The organism is Amycolatopsis sp. lyj-23 (genome assembly GCF_046549135.1).
GTDB lineage: Bacteria > Actinomycetota > Actinomycetes > Mycobacteriales > Pseudonocardiaceae > Amycolatopsis.
The window spans coordinates 1-17884 of record NZ_JAJPWN010000009.1 but is presented as its reverse complement, the minus strand read 5'-3'; the positions used below and the strand labels follow the sequence as shown (position 1 = coordinate 17884).

At 70.6% G+C, this 17884-nt stretch carries 14 protein-coding genes; 12 read left to right on the top strand and 2 right to left on the bottom strand.

What is annotated here, in order from left to right; all coding sequences use genetic code 11:
* Positions 1–59 precede the first annotated feature (59 nt).
* Positions 60–2447 carry a GH92 family glycosyl hydrolase gene (locus ACLJPY_RS22715; RefSeq protein ID WP_410591289.1) on the bottom strand — a complete coding sequence of 796 codons (2388 nt, stop codon included), beginning with the start codon at positions 2445–2447 and terminating at the stop codon, positions 60–62.
* A 71-nt stretch (positions 2448–2518) separates the two neighbouring features.
* Positions 2519–5749 carry a GH92 family glycosyl hydrolase gene (locus tag ACLJPY_RS22710; RefSeq protein ID WP_410591288.1) on the bottom strand — a complete coding sequence of 1077 codons (3231 nt, stop codon included), beginning with the start codon at positions 5747–5749 and terminating at the stop codon, positions 2519–2521.
* Between the two features lie 308 nt (positions 5750–6057).
* Here ACLJPY_RS22710 and ACLJPY_RS22705 point away from each other — a divergent pair, with 308 nt between their 5' ends.
* The 12 genes from ACLJPY_RS22705 to ACLJPY_RS22650 all read left to right on the top strand — a co-directional run bounded on the left by ACLJPY_RS22705 (position 6058) and on the right by ACLJPY_RS22650 (position 17761).
* Positions 6058–7041, top strand: coding sequence for a LacI family DNA-binding transcriptional regulator (locus ACLJPY_RS22705; protein ID WP_410591838.1), 984 nt, complete (start codon positions 6058–6060; stop codon positions 7039–7041).
* Positions 7038–8075 carry a class I mannose-6-phosphate isomerase gene (locus ACLJPY_RS22700; protein ID WP_410591287.1) on the top strand — a complete coding sequence of 346 codons (1038 nt, stop codon included), beginning with the start codon at positions 7038–7040 and terminating at the stop codon, positions 8073–8075. The genes ACLJPY_RS22705 and ACLJPY_RS22700 overlap by 4 nt, the downstream gene beginning before the upstream one ends.
* Entirely contained in the window at positions 8072–8836 is a 765-nt protein-coding gene (locus ACLJPY_RS22695) for an ATP-binding cassette domain-containing protein (protein ID WP_410591285.1), read from the top strand. Before ACLJPY_RS22700 ends, ACLJPY_RS22695 begins: the two co-directional genes overlap by 4 nt.
* Positions 8833–9885 (top strand): ABC transporter permease, encoded by a 1053-nt coding sequence (locus ACLJPY_RS22690; protein ID WP_410591284.1) that lies wholly within the window; start codon positions 8833–8835, stop codon positions 9883–9885. The genes ACLJPY_RS22695 and ACLJPY_RS22690 overlap by 4 nt, the downstream gene beginning before the upstream one ends.
* Positions 9886–9913: 28 nt before the next feature.
* On the top strand, positions 9914–10912 hold the full coding sequence (locus ACLJPY_RS22685) for an ABC transporter substrate-binding protein (protein WP_410591282.1): 999 nt from the start codon (positions 9914–9916) through the stop codon (positions 10910–10912).
* Between the two features lie 205 nt (positions 10913–11117).
* Positions 11118–11813, top strand: coding sequence for a hypothetical protein (locus tag ACLJPY_RS22680; protein ID WP_410591281.1), 696 nt, complete (start codon positions 11118–11120; stop codon positions 11811–11813).
* A 44-nt stretch (positions 11814–11857) separates the two neighbouring features.
* The gene (locus ACLJPY_RS22675) at positions 11858–12910 is read left to right on the top strand and encodes a sensor histidine kinase (protein WP_410591280.1); all 1053 of its coding nucleotides are present in this window, start codon (positions 11858–11860) and stop codon (positions 12908–12910) included.
* Entirely contained in the window at positions 12907–13659 is a 753-nt protein-coding gene (locus tag ACLJPY_RS22670) for a LytR/AlgR family response regulator transcription factor (RefSeq protein WP_410591279.1), read from the top strand. Before ACLJPY_RS22675 ends, ACLJPY_RS22670 begins: the two co-directional genes overlap by 4 nt.
* On the top strand, positions 13656–14003 hold the full coding sequence (locus tag ACLJPY_RS22665) for a hypothetical protein (RefSeq protein ID WP_410591277.1): 348 nt from the start codon (positions 13656–13658) through the stop codon (positions 14001–14003). The genes ACLJPY_RS22670 and ACLJPY_RS22665 overlap by 4 nt, the downstream gene beginning before the upstream one ends.
* Positions 14003–15727 (top strand): cation acetate symporter, encoded by a 1725-nt coding sequence (locus tag ACLJPY_RS22660; RefSeq protein WP_410591275.1) that lies wholly within the window; start codon positions 14003–14005, stop codon positions 15725–15727. The genes ACLJPY_RS22665 and ACLJPY_RS22660 overlap by 1 nt, the downstream gene beginning before the upstream one ends.
* A gap of 70 nt (positions 15728–15797) precedes the next feature.
* Positions 15798–16157, top strand: coding sequence for a DUF485 domain-containing protein (locus tag ACLJPY_RS22655; protein WP_410591273.1), 360 nt, complete (start codon positions 15798–15800; stop codon positions 16155–16157).
* The gene (locus ACLJPY_RS22650) at positions 16154–17761 is read left to right on the top strand and encodes a cation acetate symporter (RefSeq protein WP_410591271.1); all 1608 of its coding nucleotides are present in this window, start codon (positions 16154–16156) and stop codon (positions 17759–17761) included. Before ACLJPY_RS22655 ends, ACLJPY_RS22650 begins: the two co-directional genes overlap by 4 nt.
* The last annotated feature ends 123 nt before the right edge of the window (positions 17762–17884 follow it).

The window sequence follows — 17884 nt, the reverse complement described above, 5'->3', positions numbered from 1 at the left end:
GAGCCTGCTCACGACCGTGGTCCACTGTGGTCTGAACCACGGTCGCGAGCGGGCGCCGGCTACTCCGCGCAGGGCGAAACCGGGGCGGACGAAGGTGATGTGCCCCACGTCGCGCCGGCCGCGTCCGCGGTCAGCCGGAAGTCGAGCGTCGTGCCACGCTTCAGCTGGTCCACGTTCACGTAGACGCGGTCGCTGGCGCGCGAATCCACCCGCAGGCCCGAGACGTACTGCAGCTTCGAGCCGTCCGCGCCCCGCGCCTGGATCGTGATGTCCCGTCCGTTCTCCAGGTGAAGGACGGACTTCGCGAACCGCGGTGCGTTGAGCACGAAGTTCCCAGTACCTGGGACGGCGGGGTAGAGCCCGAGGGCGCTGAAGACGTACCACGCCGACATGGTGCCGAGGTCGTCGTTCCCGGTGACGCCGTTGGGCGCGTCGGTGAACAGCGTGTGCGCCGCCCGCACGACCGTCGACGTCTTCGCCGGCTGCCCGGTGAGCGCGTACATCCACGGTGAGTGCAGGTCGGGCTCGTTGTTCGGGTTGTAGCGGAACTGGTCGTAGTAGTCGTACGGGCCGACGACCCAGTTCTCACGGACCGCCGTCGCCGGGTCCTTCACCAGTTCGTCGTAGGCGAAGAAGTCGTCAAGGCGCTTGCCGGTGGCCGCCGGGCCGCCCATCCGCTGCACCAGGCCGGGCACGTCCTGCTGGACGAGCCACTGGTACTGCCAGGCCGTGCCCTCGTGGAAGCCGTCCTGGCTCTGCGGGCTGTAGGGCTTGTCGGCGGGCGAGAACCACGCGCCGCCGAGGACCTTCGGCCGGAAGAAGCCGGTGAAGCCGCGGTCGGTCTGCGATTCGTCCCACAGCGTCCGGTAGGTCCGGCCCTTCGCCTTCAGCGCGGCGGCGTCGGCCTTCCGGCCGAGCGCGGCCGCCATGACCGACAGCGAACAGTCACCGAGCGCGTACTCCAGGGTGGCCGACGCGCCGTGGTTCGGGTCGGTGTCCTGGCCCTTCTTCGGGAAGTCCGGGTCGTACTGGACGAACCCGGCGGCCTGGTAGCTCGCGTTGCCCGACCGGCCCTGGAACGGCGACGCCGCGGGCGGGATCTCGCGCGAGTTCTGCAGCAGCGCCTGGTAGGCGTGCACCTCCTCGCCCGACAGCGCGCCGAAGCGCCACAGGTCGACCAGGAACGGCGTGACCGGGTCGCCGGTCATCGTGTTCGTCTCCTGGCTCGCATACGCCCACCTCGGCAGCCAGCCACCCTGGTCGTGGATGGCGAGGATGCTCTTCGCGATGTCCTTCGCGCGGCTCGGCCGCAGCAGCGCCAGGAGCTGGTTCTGGGAGCGGTAGGTGTCCCACAGCGAGAAGAAGTCGTAGTACGTCCAGCCGAGCGCGCGGTGGATCTTCTTGTCGAAGCCGTAGTAGCGGCCGTCGGCGTCGTTCGCCGTCAGCGGCTGCAGCAGCGCGTGGTAGAGCGAGGTGTAGAAGACCGTGCGGTCGTCCGGGGTGCCGCCCTTGATGTCCACACTGGACAGCTCACGCCGCCACGTCTTCTGCACCTCGGCCTTGGCCGCGTCGAACGACCGGATGTGCTCCGAAGCCAGGTTCGCCCGGGCACCGGCGGCGTCGACCTGCGAGATCGCGGTGGTCGCGGTGACCTGCCCGCCGCCCGCGAAGGTCAGCCACGCACCGCGCAGGCCCGCGCCGCCTTCGGACGAGCGGGAGCCGGGGGTGCCGCCGGACGGCGACCAGGTGCCGAACGCCTTGAACGGCTTGTCGAACTTCGTCGTGAAGTACGTCGTGTACGCCTTGCCGCCGCAGAAGGCCTGCGACTCCACGGTTCCTTCGACGGTCCGGTCGTCGACCACCCGGATGCTGCTGCCGGTCACCGGTTCCTTGTCGTTGGCCTGCCCGACGTTGACGAAGACGTTGGCGTCCCCGGCTTTCGCGAACGTGTACCGCTCGGCACCGGCGCGCGTGGCGGCCGTCGTCTCGACGTCGACACCGCCGTAGCCGGTCAGGTGAACCCTGTAGTAGCCCGGTTTCCCCACTTCGCCGTCGTGGGTGAACGGCGAGGCGTACTGCTTCTGGTCGAAAGTGGACGCTTTCGCGGTGTCGAACGCCTGGCCCGGGCCCACTTCCCCGGTGGTCGGCAGCGTCGAGACCAGGCCGCCCTGCTCCCAGCAGCCCGCACCGGACAGGAAGAAGTGCCCGAAGCCGCGGATCGCGGTGTCGGTGTAGCGGTAGCCGGCGTAGTGCGAGGTGATCGGACTGACCTGCGTCATCCCGAACGGCGCCGAGGCGCCCGGGAAGGTGTTGCCTTCGTCCTGCGTGCCGATGAACGTGTTCACGGCTTCGAGGGCGTCGCCGCCGGAAGCCGAAGCGACCGCGGGACTCACCCCCGTCGCCACCACGGCGAGCGTCAGCGCACCCGCCAGGATCCTGCTCTTCACAACAGCCCTCCGGAAAACGGGAAAGGCCGCCCGCGCGGAACGCGGGCGGCCTTTCGACGGTGGATCATCACTCAGGCGCCGATGCCGATCGCGAAGACGTGCAGCGCGCCGCCGCTGACGTTCGACGGCAGCGTCACGCTCGCCACGGTCTTGCCCGCGTCGAGGGTGATCGGGTTGGTGCCGAACACCATCGTGCGGATCTGCTGCGGGTCGCCGCCCGAAGCGTTGCGGTACGGCGTCGACAGCACGATCCGGTTGCCGAACGCCGGCTGCGCGCCGCCGCCGCCGAGCGTCCAGTCGGAGAACCCGATGGTGGCGGTGGACGTGCTGCCGTCGGTGTAGGTGACGGTCAGCGTGCCGGACGCGTTGCCGTTGGACGCCGAGCCGAGCAGCGCCAGGCGCCCGGACCCGCTGACGTTGACCTTCTGGCCGCCGGCGATCACGTTGTCCGGGTCCCCGGCCGGGAACGACGGCCAGGTGAACTTGATGCCGTCACTGGTCACCGTGCTGCCCGGGGTGGCCCCGGCCGCGGCGAGGGCGTCGGCCGAGTAGCTCCAGCCGCCGCCGTCGAAGTTCGCCGCCGCCGGCTTGGCGTCGGGCGAGATGCCGGCGTTGTTCACCGTGGCCAGCCAGCTGTTCGGCTGGGCGACGAGCACGGTCAGCACGGCCTGCGAAGAGGCCACGCCGGGCGCGGAGAACGTCACCGGGATGCGCCGGGCGCCGTCGGCCAGGCCCGCCGGGACGCTGACCGTGAGCTCGGCCTGCGCCTTGCCCGCGGCCGGCACCGCGATGCTGCCGGTCGCCGGGGTCAACGTGATCCCGTCGACGCTGCCCGCGCTGTAGGTCCAGGTCCGGGCGACACCGGACAAGTCCTGGACACCCACGGACGCCTTGGACGTCGACCCCGCGGGCGTCACCGCGCGGGCCGGGTCCACGAAGGACAGGCTCGGCTTCTCCTGCTCACGGAACGACGGCGGTGCGTCGGCCACCGCGCTGCCCCACGCGGTCGCCGTGGCGGAGCGGGTGTAGTCGAGCGTGCCGCCGCTGGAGATCAGCCCTTCCGGCAGCCACGCCTTCGAAGCCGCGGCGCCGTTGACCTTCAGGCTGCCGACGTAGTCGCCGGTGCCCGGCGCGTTGACGGTGACCTTCTTGCCCGCGCCGGTGGTGAGCACGGCGTGCTCGAAGCGCGGGGTGACGAGCAGCGTCTCGGCGCGGCCCGGGATCTCCGGGTAGAGGCCGAGTGCCGACCAGACGTACCAGGCCGACATCTGGCCGAGGTCGTCGTTGCCGATCAGGCCTTCGGGACGCGGGTTGTACAGCTCGTCCATCGAGCGGTGCACGATCGCCTGGGTCTTGGCCGGCGCGCCCGCGTAGGAGTACACGTAGGGCGCGTTGGAGTTCGGTTCGTTGCCCATGAAGGCGTACGGCAGCTGCGTGCCCGCGTTGAGCTGGGTGAAGAAGGTGTCCAACCGCGACTGGGTCGCGGTGTTCCCGCCGAACGCCGTCACGACGCCGCCGAGGTCGTAGGGCACCATCCACTCGTACTGCGCGCCGTTGCCCTCGACCCAGCCCTGCGAGCTGGCCGGGTTGTAGGTGCCGGCGAAGGAGCCGTCGGCGTTGCGCGGCTGCAGGTGGCCGGTGCCCGGGTTGTAGAGGTTCTGCCAGTTCTGGGCTCGCTTCATGAACGTCGTGTACGTCGCGCTGTCGCCGAGCCGCTTCGCGAACTGGGCGATGGAGAAGTCCGCGCTGGTGTACTCGAGCGTGTCCGCGCCGGCGCCCGGGACGTACCCGAGGTTCTGGTAGTCCTCGAGATCCGGCCGCTCGGTGTAGCCCTGCGTCGGCTGGGTCGCGCCCTTGATCATGAGCAGCAACGCCTTCTGGGCGTCGAAGTCACGCGCGCCGAACGCGTACGCGCTGGAGACGATGATGTGGTACGGGTCGCCGTTCATCACGCCGGTGTAGTCGTTGGCCACCGTCCAGCGGTCCCACGAGCCGCCCTGCTCGGCGTAGGCCATCATCGACCGGACGATGTCCGACGTCTCGTGCGGCGCGATCGTCGCCAGCAGCGGGATCTCCGAACGGTAGATGTCCCAGCCGGAGAAGTTGGTGTACATCGCGTGGCCCTTGTCGGCCGTGTGGATCCGGCCGTCGAACCCGATGTACTGCCCGTTGACGTCGGAGAAGACGTTCGGCTGGATGAGCGAGTGGTAGAGCGAGGTGTAGAACGTCGTCTGGTCGGCGTCGGAGCCGCCGGTGACGGCGATCTTGCCGAGCTGCGCGTTCCACGCCTTGCGCGCGTTCGACGCCACCGTGTCGAACGACTTCCCGGTGTTCTCCGCCTTGAGGTTGGCCTTCGCGCCGTCGACGGACACGAAGGAGAGGCCGACCTGGACGTTCACCTGGGCGCCGGTGAGGTTGGCGAAGGTGACGTACCCGCCGCTGCCCGGGCCGCTGACCGTGGTGTTCTGCGGCGCGGCCTTGGCCGGGCGCGCGATCGAGGCGTTCACGCCGTTGGGCTGCGCGACCTTCGCCTTGGCGCCCCCGGTTTCGGCGGCCTTGTTCGGCGTCACGGCGCCGTTCTTCCACGTGCCGATCGAGGCGAACGGCGTGTCGAACTTGGCCGAGAAGTAGACGCGGTAGCTGTTGCGCGCGCCGCAGAAGCGGCCGCTGGTGGCCCAGCCGCTGATGGTGTCCTTGCCGATGGTGATGGACGCGTCGTCGGTGCCGTTGACCGAGCCGGACGTGTTCACCAGCAGCGTCGAGGACGCCCCGGCCGGGTAGGTCAGCCGCGCCGAGCCGGTGCGCTGGGTCGCGCTCAGCTCGACCTTCGCGCCGCTGTCGAGGGTGACGTCGTAGGCGCCCGCGGTCGCGTGTTCGTTCGTGTGCGAGAACTTCGACGTGTAGTGTGCCGGGTCGGTCGCCGGGGAGGTCGTCACTTCCCCGACGTACGGGATGAACGGGATGTCCTGGTAGGTCGAACAGCCCGCCCCGGACAGGTGGGTCAGGCTGAACCCGGTCAGGGCGTCGTCGTCGTAGAAGTAGCCGCCGGGCTGGGACTTCACCGTGTCCGGGCTCCACTGGACCATGCCGAACGGCACGACCGCGCCCGGGAACGTGTTGCCGGCGCCGCCCCCGGTGCCGTGGTCGGCCCCGCCGGGCCGGGTGCCCACGAAGGGGTTCACCCACTTCGCGTAATCGGTGCTCGTAGCTGCGGCGGCGGGAACAGCGGGAGCCACCGCTGCGGTCACCGCCAGGGTCAGGAAAGTTAAACCGGCTCTCAAGCGCAATCGCGCCATGGCCATCGCCTCTCCACCTCGTCAGCGCGACCGGAAACCCCGTCATGACAACCTTGTCGCGCAGTCGGTCGAACCGGGCCACCTTGGGCAGCGGCTCACGAGACAGTCAAGGGACACGTCAAGACCTGTCCGGTTCCGGACAGCGTGATCAGCCGTCTGTCCTACGCCGTCGGTAGCCGAATCGGCACAATCCCCGCCCGGGGCGTTGACAAGCACCGGGGCGGTGGCGTTCAATCCCCGTCACTATGACAACGTTGTCTCCTCTGGGCCGGGACCGGGACGGCAGCACGCGCACCGCGAGCAGGCGGGCCACGATGAGCGACGTGGCCCGGCTGGCGGGCGTGAGCATCAAAACCGTCTCCCGCGTGGTCAACGACGAACCGGCCGTGCACCCGGACACCGCCGAGCGGGTCATGGCGGCCATCGAGCAGCTCGGCTTCCGGCGCAACCTCGGCGCGCGGAACCTGCGGCGCGGATCGACCACCGGCACCATCGGGCTGATCGTAGAAGACGTGGGCAACCCCTTCTACTCCGAGCTGAACCGCGCGGTCGAGCGGATCGCGACGTCGTTCGGCCGCCAGGTGCTCACCGGCTCGTCGGAGGAGAACTCCGACCGCGAACGCGAGCTCGTCCTCGAGTTCTGCGCGCGGCGGGTGGACGGCATCCTGGTCGTCCCGGCCGGCCTGCAGCACGGTTACCTGGTGCCGGAGATGCGCGCGGGCACGCCGGTGGTGTTCATCGACCGCCCGGCGGGCGACATCGTCGCCGACACCGTGCTGGTCGACAACCTCGGCGGCACCATCGAGGCCGTCACGCACCTGGCGCAGCACGGGCACCGGCGGATCGCGTTCCTCGGCGACAGCCCGGACATCTTCACCGCCGCCGAGCGCCTGCGCGGGTTCCGCGAGGGCTGCGTGCGCAACGGGATCTCCTACGACGAGTCGCTCGTCTCGATGGGGACACCGACGCCGGATTCGGTCGGCAACGCCGTCAAGCGGCTGCTCGACGGCCCGGAGGCGGCCACCGCGGTGATCGCCGGCAACAACCGGGTCGCCGTGCACCTCCTGCGTGCTCTCGCGCACGCCGAGCGCCGCCCGGCGATGGTCGGCTTCGACGACTTCGAGCTGGCGGACCTGCTGAACCCACCGGTGACGGTGGTCGCGCACGACGTCAGCGCGCTGGGCCACGCCGCGGCCGAGCTGCTCTTCGCCCGCGTCCAAGGAGATCAGTCCCCGCCGAGAAAGGTAGTCCTGCCCGTGCATCTCGTCGCCCGTGGTTCCGGTGAGGTCGCCCCGTGACCCTCGAACCGATCCGGCTCCCCGCCAACCAGCCGCCGCAGTTCTACCGCGGGGGCGACGCCATCGCGGCGCTGCGCGGGGCCCCCTCCGAGTCGAAGTTCGGCCCGGAGGACTGGGTCGCCTCGGCGACCACGATGTTCGGCCAGGAGACCAACGGCCTCACCCGGCTCCCGGACGGCGCCTGGCTGCGGGACGCCGTCGTGGCGAACCCGAACGGCTGGCTCGGCGCCAAGCACGTCGAAGCGCTCGGGACGTCGACCGGCCTGCTGGTCAAGCTCCTCGACGCCGGCCAGCGCCTGCCGGTGCACTTCCACCCGGACGACACCTTCGCCAAGCAGCACTTCGACTCCCACTTCGGCAAGACGGAGGCGTGGATCGTCGTCGGCACCTACGGCGACGACCCGCGCGTCTACCCCGGCTTCAAGGAGACGCTGTCGAAAGCGACGGTGTCCGAGTGGACGCGGGAGCAGGACGTGCCGTCGATGCTGGGCGCGCTCAACAGCGTCCCGGTGGCCGCGGGCGACACGGTCTACATCCCGGCCGGGCTGCCGCACGCGATCGGCGAAGGCGTGTTCGTCGTCGAACTGCAGCAGCCGACGGACTTCTCGCTCACCATCGAGTGGCGTGACTTCCTCGCGTCGCCGGAGAAGGGCCACCTCGGCCTGGGCTTCGACACCGCCATCGAAGCGCTGGACACGTCCGGCTGGGACACCGAACGCCTCGGCACGATCATCAAGCGCACGGCGGCCGACTCTTCGTCCACTGTGGACCTGCTGGCCGGCGGCTCGGAGCGGTTCTTCCGAGCCGACCAGCTGCGTACGGACAAGGCGACAACGTTGTCACTCGACCCGTCGTTCGCCGTGCTGGTCGTTTTGGACGGCGAAGGCACCCTGCGGACCGAGCAGAGGGGCGAGCACGCGCTGGCGAAGGGCGACACCTACGTCGTCCCGTTCGACGCCGGCCAGACCGAGCTGTCCGGCACCGCGACGGTGATCCGCTGCCGCCCGCCGGCGCCGGAGGAGAGGCACGGATGAGCGAAATCCTGCTGGACGCGATCGACCTCACCAAGCACTACGGCTCGGTCGAAGCCCTGCGCGGCGCGTCGTTCCAGGCGCGCGCGGGCGAGGTGACGGCCCTGATCGGCGACAACGGCGCCGGCAAGTCGACGCTGGTCAAGTGCCTCTCCGGCGCGGAGCAGCCGACGTCGGGGAAGATCCTCCTCGACGGCGAGGCGGTGCGCTTCGAGTCGCCGACCACCGCGCGGCGGCTGGGCATCGAGACCGTCTACCAGGACCTCGCCGTCGCCCCCGAACTCGACCCGGCGGCCAACCTGTTCCTCGGCCGCGAAATCCACCGCAAGGGCATCCTCGGCAAGTTCGGCATGCTGGACAAGGCCGAGATGCGGCGGCAGGCCGTCGAGGAGTTCCAGCGCCTCGGCGTGACGCTGCAGAGCACCGACGTCCCGATCGGCTCGCTGTCCGGCGGCCAGCGGCAGAGCGTCGCCGTGGCCCGCTCGGTCGTGTGGGCGTCGAAGGTCGTGTTCATGGACGAGCCGACGGCCGCGCTCGGTGTCGTGCAGCGCGAGCGCGTGCTCGACGTCATCAAGAAGGTGCGCGACAAGGGCATCGCCGTCGTGCTGATCAGCCACAACATGCCGGAGGTGCTGTCGGTCGCCGACCGCGTCGAGGTGCTGCGGCTCGGCAAGCGCGTGGCCCGGTTCACCGGATCGGACACGAAGCTCGAAGACCTCGTCGCCGCGATGACCGGCGCCCTCGTGCAGGAGGAGGCCGCGTGACCGCCTCGACGCCCACGCGCAAGGACATCCAGGAAACCCCGGACGCCGGCTTCGGCAAGCGGCCGCTGGGCAGGCGCCTGGTCGGCGCGAACACGTTCTGGATCGCCCTGGTCCTGGTGGCGCTGATCGTCGTCTTCAGCGCGATCGCCCCGGGCGAGTTCCCGACGCTGTTCACCTTCCAGACGCTGCTCATCGAGACCTCGGTGCTGCTCGTGCTGTCGGTCGGGATGACGTTCGTGATCATCACCTCCGGCATCGACCTGTCCGTCGGCTCGGTGCTGATCTTCGCCGGCATGGTCGCCGGCAAGGTCATGGAAGCGATGTCCGGTGGCAACGCCTCGAACGCCGGCTGGGGCGTCATCACGGTCGGCCTGCTCGCCGCGGTCGTCGCCGGGACGGTCTGGGGCCTGGTCAACGGGTTCCTCATCGCGGTGGCGGGGATCCCGCCGCTGATCGTCACCCTCGGCACCATGGGCGCGGCGCTCGGCGCGGCCTACCTGCTCAACAACGGTTCGGACGTCCGCAGTGTGCCGGTGGCGCTCAACCAGACCCTCGGCTACGGCACGTCGTTCGGCGTCGTGCCGAACCTGGTCATCGTGGCCGTGGTGATCACCCTCATCGGCGCGTGGCTGCTGCACACGACGAAGTTCGGCCGGTACACCTTCGCGGTCGGGTCCAACGCCGAGGGCGCGCGGCGCGCCGGCATCGGCGTCACCCGGCACCTGCTCAAGGTGTACACGCTGACGGGGTTCCTGGCCGGGATCGCCGGGTTCCTCTCGCTGGCGTACTACGCGTCGACCACGATTTCGGCACACACCACCGACAACCTCAACGCCATCGCCGCGGTCGTGATGGGCGGGACGAGCCTGTTCGGCGGCGTCGGCTCGGTGCTGGGCACGGTGATCGGCGTGTTCATCCCGGCGGTGCTGAAGAAGGGCTTCAACATCACCCACGTCCAGGACTTCTGGCAGATGATCGCCGTCGGCGCGGTCCTCATCGCCGCCGTCTGGTTCGACCAGCGACGCCGCCGCCGTCGCAACTCCCGCTGAGTTCCCCCCTAAGTACAAAGAGGTGCTTATGAAGCTGACCAAGACTCTCACCGCCATGGGTGCCGTGGTCTCCGCGGCGGCGCTGCTGTCCGCCTGCGGCTCCGGCACGGTCGGGCAGACCGGGTCCGGCGACAGCCAGGCCAATTCGGCAGGCTCGAAGAAGCTCGCGCTCATCCCGGGCGTGCAGGCCGAGCCGTTCTACATCTCGCTGCAGTGCGGCGCGCAGGCCGAGGCGAAGAAGCTCGGCTACGAGCTGACCACGCAGGCGCCGCAGAAGTTCGACGCGGCGATGCAGACCCAGCTGGTCAACGCGCTGGGCTCGAACCCGCCGGCCGCGCTGCTCATCGCCCCGACCGACGACACCGCGATGCTCGCGCCGATCCAGCAGGTCAAGAACCGCGGCGCGAAGATCGTCGAGGTCGACACGTCGCTGAAGGACACGGGCGTCGCCGTGTCGTCCGTGTCCTCCGACAACGCCGAGGGCGGCAAGCTCGCCGCCCAGACGATGGCGAAGCTCGCGAACGGCAAGAGCGGCTCGGTCCTGGTGCTCGACACGATCGCCGGCACGTCGACCACGGCGGCGCGCGCGAAGGGCTTCGAGGACGAGCTGAAGAACACCCCGAACCTGAAGTCGATCGGCGTCCAGTTCACCCAGAACGAGCCCGACCAGGCGGCGTCCAAGGTGACGGCGGCGCTGTCGTCGACGCCGGACCTGATCGGCGTCTTCGCGACCAACCTCAACACCGGGGAGGGCGCGGCGACCGGCCTGCGCAACGCGGGCAAGGTCGGCGCGGTCAACCTGATCGGCTTCGACGCGAGCCCGTCGGAGGTCGAAGGCCTCAAGAACGGCCAGTACCAGGCCCTGATCGCCCAGGACCCGGCCTCGATCGGCACCCAGGGCGTCCAGCAGGCGGTCGCGGCCGTCGAGGGCAAGCCGGTGACGCGGAACCTCACCGCGCAGCTGCACTCGATCACGAAGGCGGACATGGACGCCAACTCGCAGTACTTCTACAAGCAGAGCTGCTGAGCCGTCCGTCAGGGTCCTGCGGGTGGTGCGCACGCCACCCGCAGGGCCTTGACCAGCGTGTTCCTCGGCAGTGAAGCCACCCACCGGTCACCGCGGTGGGATAACCGCTCACCGCACAGCCCGTTTACCCGGACGGGTGTCCTGCGTCACACTCATCTGCACATGCATCTGCACCCGCCGGATGCATGATCGCAGGGAGGGTGCGATGAAGTACGAGCGGCCGGCTTTGCACCGGACGATCTTCGCCGTGGACGTGGAAGGCTACGGCGACCAGCGCAGGACCACACCACACCGGCTGGCGTTGCGCGAAGGGCTGTACCGCGCGCTCTGCCGGGCGTTCGACGACGCCGGCGTCCCGTGGGCGGACTGCCACCGCGAAGACTGCGGCGACGGCGTCTTCGTCCTCGTCCCGCCGGAGGTCCCGAAGGGGCCCTTCGTCGAGTTCCTGCCCGCGGCGCTCGCCGTGGCGCTGCACCGCCACAACCGGACGCACGACCCCGGCGCCCGGATCCGGCTGCGGATGGCGCTGCACGCGGGCGAAGTCGCCTACGACGACCACGGCGTCACCGCGCCGGCGATCAACCAGACGTTCCGGCTGCTGGCGGCCAGGCCGCTGAAGGAGGCCCTCAAGGCCTCCCGCGGCGTGCTGGCGCTGATCACGTCGGCGTGGTTCTTCGACGAGGTCGTCCGGCACAGCGACGGGCTCGACCCGACGACGTTCCGGCCGGTGCCGGTGGCGGTCAAGGAAACCCGCACGACCGGCTGGATCTCGCTGCCGGACCGGCCGTACCCGGCGAACTCGAGCCTGCTCGGCAACGTCACGGCGCTCGACCACTACCGGACCTGGCGCCGCTTCCGCCGCCACGCCCAGGTGCTGGCCGACCGCGACGGGCCCGCGTAGCCGTAGGATCTTTGCCCTGGACACCGCCGCCGAGGGGAGGCCCGATGACCGTGCACCTGCGCCCGGCGTCCCGCGCCGACCCGGTCGCGGTGCTGGCCGCCGCCCGCCGCATCACCGACGACCTGCGCGACGGCCTGTCCGGGATGCCCGCCCGGCGCGCCGCGCACCGCCTGCGCCGGCTCTTCGGCTTCCCGGGGCTCGGCCTCACCGACCTGTCCGGGTCGCTGCTGTGGTCGGGGCGGCCCGGGCCGGACGCGGTCGTCGCGGCGGTGCTCGACGGAGTCCTCCACAGCGAAGAACCCGGCTCCGCGCCGGACGTGCTGGTGCTGCCGCTGCACGTCCGGGACGAGCTGGCCGGGGCGCTGCTGGTGGTGGGCGACGTCCGCGACGCGGTCGCGGCCCAGGCCGCCGACCTCGTCGTGCAGGCCCTCGAGCGCGGGCGGCTCGAGGCGTCGGCGGAACAGGCGGCGCAGGCCGAACTGCGGGCACTGCGGGCGGAGATGTCGCCGCACTTCGTCTACAACGCGCTGACCGTGATCGCGTCGCTGGTGCGGTCGGACCCCGACCGCGCCCGCGACCTCATGCTCGACTTCGCCGACTACACCCGCTACAGCCTCGCCCGCCACGGCGAGTACACCGTCGTCGCCGAGGAGTTCCGCGCGATCGAGACGTACCTGGCGCTGCAGAAGGCGGTGCTCGGCGAGCGGCTGCGCGTCCAGGTGCGGGTCGCGCCGGAGATCCTCGCCGTCGCGGTCCCGTACCTCGTGCTGGAACCGCTGGTGGAGAACGCGATCCGGCACGGCATCGAGCCGCGGTCGGGCACCGGGCTGGTCCAGGTGCACGGCCAGGCGGAAGGGAACGACTGCGTGATCTTCGTCGAGGACGACGGGGTCGGCATGGACCCGCACCGGGCCGCGGACATCCTCGCCGGGCGCACCGGCGAGGACGACACCGCGGGCATGGGACTGGCCAATGTGGACAGACGGCTCCGGGACGTCTACGGCGCTTGGTACGGCCTCACCGTGGAAACCGAGGTCGGCGCGGGCACCCGGGTGATCGTGCGGGTGCCGCGGTTCCAGCCGGGGGTGCTGCCGTGAGCCTCCGGGTGCTCGCCGTCGACGACCTGCCGCCCGCGCTGGACGAGCTGTGCCGGATGCTGCGCGAAGCGCCCGAAGTCGGCGAAGTGGTCGGGGCGGGCGATGCGCTGAAGGCGTTGAAGCTGCTTCAAGCGGATCGCTTCGACGCGGTGTTCCTCGACATCTCGATGCCGGGCCTGGACGGGCTCGAACTGGCGTCCCTGCTGGCGAAGCTGAGCGAGCCGCCGGTGATCGTGTTCGTCACCGCGCACGACGGGCACGCGGTGACGGCGTACGGCATCGGCGCGGTCGACTACCTGCTCAAGCCGGTGCGCACCGAGCGGCTGGCCGCGGCGCTGGCGAAGGTGCTCCGGATGGCGACCCCGGCGTCCCGGCCGACCCCGGACGCGATGGCGGCGCTGCCGGTCGAGTCGGGCGGCCGAACGCGGTACGTCCGTCGCGACGACGTGCTGTTCGTCGAGGCCCACGGCGACTACGTCCGCCTGCACACCCGCGGCGGGGTCCACCTGGTGCGGATGCCGATCTCACGGCTCGAGGAGTACTGGGAGGGAACGGGGTTCAGCCGGGTGCACCGGGGTTTCCTGCTCGCGGTGAGCGCGGTGCTGGAGCTGCGCAGCGACACCGCGGGCGGCCTGCTCGCGCACACGGAGGCGGGCGACGTCCCGGTCAGCCGCCGGCACGCCCGCGACCTGCGCGACCGGCTGCTGGAAGCCGCCCAGCGCGGCCAGCTCGGCCCGGACCCGCGATGAGCAGGATCCGCCGGGTCGCCGTCACCAGCCCGCAGACCCGGCTCGCGCACGCGCGCCGCCGGTCGCGCGGCCGCTGGCGCCAGCCGCGCCTGCCCGCGGGCGACACCCAGCGCGCCACGGCCCTCTACACCGCCCAACGCCGTCACGGCATCCCCGCGCTGGTCCTCATGTTCGCGCTCCTGCTCGGCCTGCCGGGAATCTTCGCGATCTTCCCGGCGCTGGACACCGTGCGCCTGCTGGGCATTCCGGTGTCCTGGCTGATGCTCGCGGTCCTCCCCTACCCCGCGATGGCCCTGCTCGCCCGCTGGCAGCTGCGCCGCGCCGAGCGCCTCGAGGACGAGTAGTGGGTGTCGCGCTGGCCGTCGCGCCGGTCGTGCTCGTGACGCTGCTGATCGGCGTCCGCGGGGTCGCCGCCATGCGCACGACGTCGGACTTCCTCGTCGCCTCGCGCCGGATCTCGCCGCTGGTCAACTCCGCGGCGGTCTCCGGCGAGTACCTGAGCGCCGCCTCCTTCCTCGGCATCGCCGGGCTCGTCGTCAAGGACGGCATCGGCGCCCTCTGGTACCCGGTCGGCTTCACCGCCGGCTACATCGCGATGCTCGTGCTCGTCGCCGCGCCGATGCGGCGCTCCGGCGCGCTGACCGTCCCCGACTTCGCCGAAGCCCGGCTCAACTCCCCCGCGCTGCGCCGCCTCGCCGCCGTCGTCGTGCTGGTGATCGGCACCATCTACGTCGTCCCGCAGTTCCGCACCGCCGGCCTGGTGCTCGCCGCGGTCGGCGGCACGCAGTACTGGGTCGGCGTGGTGCTGGCCGGCGCCGCGGTCAGCGTCACCCTCGCGCTCGGGGGCATGCGCGCGGCGACGTACGTGCAGGCGTTCCAGTTCGTGCTGAAGCTGCTGCTGTTCCTCATCCCGGCGATCTGGCTGGTGCTGCAGGCCGGTGCGGTCAACCGGACCGACGCGCTCAACCCCGTCGAGTTCACCCACTTCGCCCGCGAGACGCCGGTGCGGTTCGAGGTCGACGTCACCATGGAAATCCGCGAACCGACGCCGGTGCGGCGCAACGGCGTCGTCGAGACCCTGCCGCCGGGCGAGTTCACCGCGCACAGCCAGGACGAGGTCGTCTTCGGCACGGGTGCGGCCGTCCCGGCGGTCCGCGGCGGCGCCGCGCTGGGCGGCCCCGACTGGCGGCGCCCGCTGCTCGACCTCGGCGACCAGGGCTACCCGCTGCTGGGCACGTGGGCGGTGCTCGTCGCGACGATGCTGGGCACCATGGGCCTGCCGCACGTTCTGATGCGCTTCCACACCAGCCCGGACGGCCGGGCCGCCCGCCGCACGGCGGCGATCACGGTCGCGCTGCTCGGCGTCTTCTACCTCTTCCCGGGCGTCTACGGCGTGCTGGGCCGGGTGCTCGTCCCGGGGCTGTACCTCTCGGGCGCGACGGACACGGTGGTCGTCGCGCTGCCGTACCAAGTGGACAGTGGCTGGGCGGGCGGCCTCTTCACGGCGTTGCTGACCGCGGGCGCGTTCGCCGCGTTCCTGGCGACGTCGCTCGGCCTGCTGCTGGTGATGTCCGGCGCGATCGCGCACGACCTCGTCCCCGGCGGGCTGCGGCGGCTGCGGATCGCCGTGTTCGGTGTCGCCGGGATCATGGTGCTGCTGGCGCTGCGCTCGGCCGAGCTCGACGCCGGGGTGCTGGTGACGTGGGGGTTCACCGTGGCCGCGTCGACGTTCTGCCCGCTGCTGGTGCTCGGCATCTGGTGGCCGCGGCTGACCGCGACCGGCGGGATCGCCGGCGTGCTGACCGGGCTGGTGGCCTCCTCCGGCTCGATCCTGTTCGCCCTCGCCGGGCCGCCGCTGCGCGGCTGGGTGGCGATCCTGGTCCAGCAACCGGCACCCTGGTCGGTACCGCTGGCGTTCGGCGTGATGGCGCTGGTCTCGCTGCGGGGCCGGCCGCCCGGCTGGTCGACGGCGGCGATGCTGCGCCTGCACCTGGACGAACCCCGTTCGACGGGACCCCGCGACCGTTCGTCGACCGTTCGTCGTCTCGCTCGGCTGTTGAACCGCTGAATCTTCACGCGAGACTCACCCGTCCCTACGGTGTCGCACGTCACTTTCCGCAGCGTCGCAGGGAGCAGCGATGAGCACTACGGACACCGGCGGGCCCCCGGAGACCTCCGAAACGGTCTGGGAGCGAGCGCACGAGAGCACCGAGTTCCGGGAGCTGCGCAGCCGCCTGCGCCGGTTCGTCTTCCCGATGACGGCGGTGTTCCTCCTCTGGTACCTGCTGTACGTGCTCCTCGCGGACTACGCGCACGGCTTCATGAGCACGAAGGTGTTCGGCAACATCAACGTCGGCCTGATCTTCGGCCTGCTGCAGTTCGTCTCGACGTTCGTGATCACCGGGCTCTACGTCCGGTACGCCAACCGGAAGCTGGACCCGGTCGCGGAGAAGATCCGCGAGGACATCGAAGGCGACTCCCCGAAGGAGCAGGCATGACGAACATCGCCGCGGGTGTGGAAGGCAGCAACCCGCTCCTCAACATCATCATCTTCGCCGCCTTCGTGGTCATCACGCTGGTGATCGTGTTCCGGGCCAGCCGCAACACGAAGACGGCGTCGGACTACTACGCCGCCGGCCGCGCGTTCACCGGCCCGCAGAACGGCATCGCCATCTCGGGTGACTACCTGTCGGCGGCGTCGTTCCTCGGCATCGCCGGCGCGATCGCCATCAACGGCTACGACGGCTTCCTCTACTCCATCGGTTTCCTGGTGGCGTGGCTCGTCGCGCTGCTGCTGGTCGCGGAACTGCTGCGCAACACCGGTAAGTTCACGATGGGCGACGTGCTGGCGTTCCGGATGAAGCAGCGCCCGGTGCGGGCCGCGGCCGCGACGTCGACGCTGATCGTGTCGTTCTTCTACCTGCTGGCGCAGATGGCGGGCGCGGGCGGTCTCGTCGCGCTCCTGCTCGGCGTCGAAGGCAAGGGCGCGCAGGCGCTGGTGATCGCCGTGGTCGGCGTGATCATGATCGCCTACGTGCTGATCGGCGGTATGAAGGGCACCACCTGGGTGCAGATCATCAAGGCCGCGCTGCTGATCGTCGGCGCGCTCGTGATCACGCTGTGGGTGCTCGGCAAGTACGGCTTCAACTTCTCCCAGCTGCTGCAGGCCGCGGTCGACAAGGCGGGCAAGGCCGGGCAGACGCTGCTCGGGCCGGGCAAGCAGTACGGCACCAACGGGACCTCGAAGCTGGACTTCCTCTCCCTCGGCATCGCGCTGGTGCTGGGCACGGCGGGCCTGCCGCACGTCCTGATGCGCTTCTACACGGTCCCGACGGCTCGCGACGCACGTCGCTCGGTGGTCTGGGCGATCGTCCTGATCGGCGTGTTCTACCTGTTCACGCTGGTCCTCGGCTACGGCGCCGGTGCGCTCGTCGAGCCGGACACGATCAAGAAGGCGCCGGGCGGGGTCAACTCCGCGGCTCCGCTGCTCGCGCTCGAACTGGGCGGCCCGGTGCTGCTCGGCCTGATCTCCGCGGTCGCGTTCGCGACGATCCTGGCGGTGGTCGCCGGCCTGACGATCACGGCGTCGGCGTCCTTCGCCCACGACGTCTACGCGAACGTCGTCAAGCGGGGCAAGACGTCGCCGGACGCGGAGGTCAAGGTCGCCCGGATCACCGCGGTGGTCATCGGCGCCCTCGCCATCGGCGGCGGCATCCTGGCCAACGGGCAGAACGTGGCGTTCCTGGTCGCGCTGGCCTTCGCGGTCGCGGCGTCGGCGAACCTGCCGACGATCCTCTACTCGCTGTTCTGGAAGCGGTTCAACACCCAGGGCGCGCTGTGGTCGATCTACGGCGGCCTGGCCATCACCATCGTGCTGATCGTCTTCTCGCCCGCGGTGTCGGGCAAGAGCACGTCGATGATCAAGTCCGTGGACTTCGCCTGGTTCCCGCTGAGCAACCCGGGCCTCGTTTCGATCCCGGCGGCGTTCATCCTGGGCTGGCTGGGCACGGTCCTGTCCAAGGAGCACGACGAGAAGAAGTACGCCGAGATGGAGGTCCGCTCCCTGACCGGCGCGGGCGCCGAGAAGGCCGTCGTCCACTAGGGCCTGTATCGAAGTTGTCTCCGGCGGGTTGAGCTGGAGTTGGCGGTGCTGGGCGTGTCGTCGGCCGAAATGGGTGAGGTCTCCGGTATTTGGTTCGTCGACCAAGAAAAACCTGAACACCGG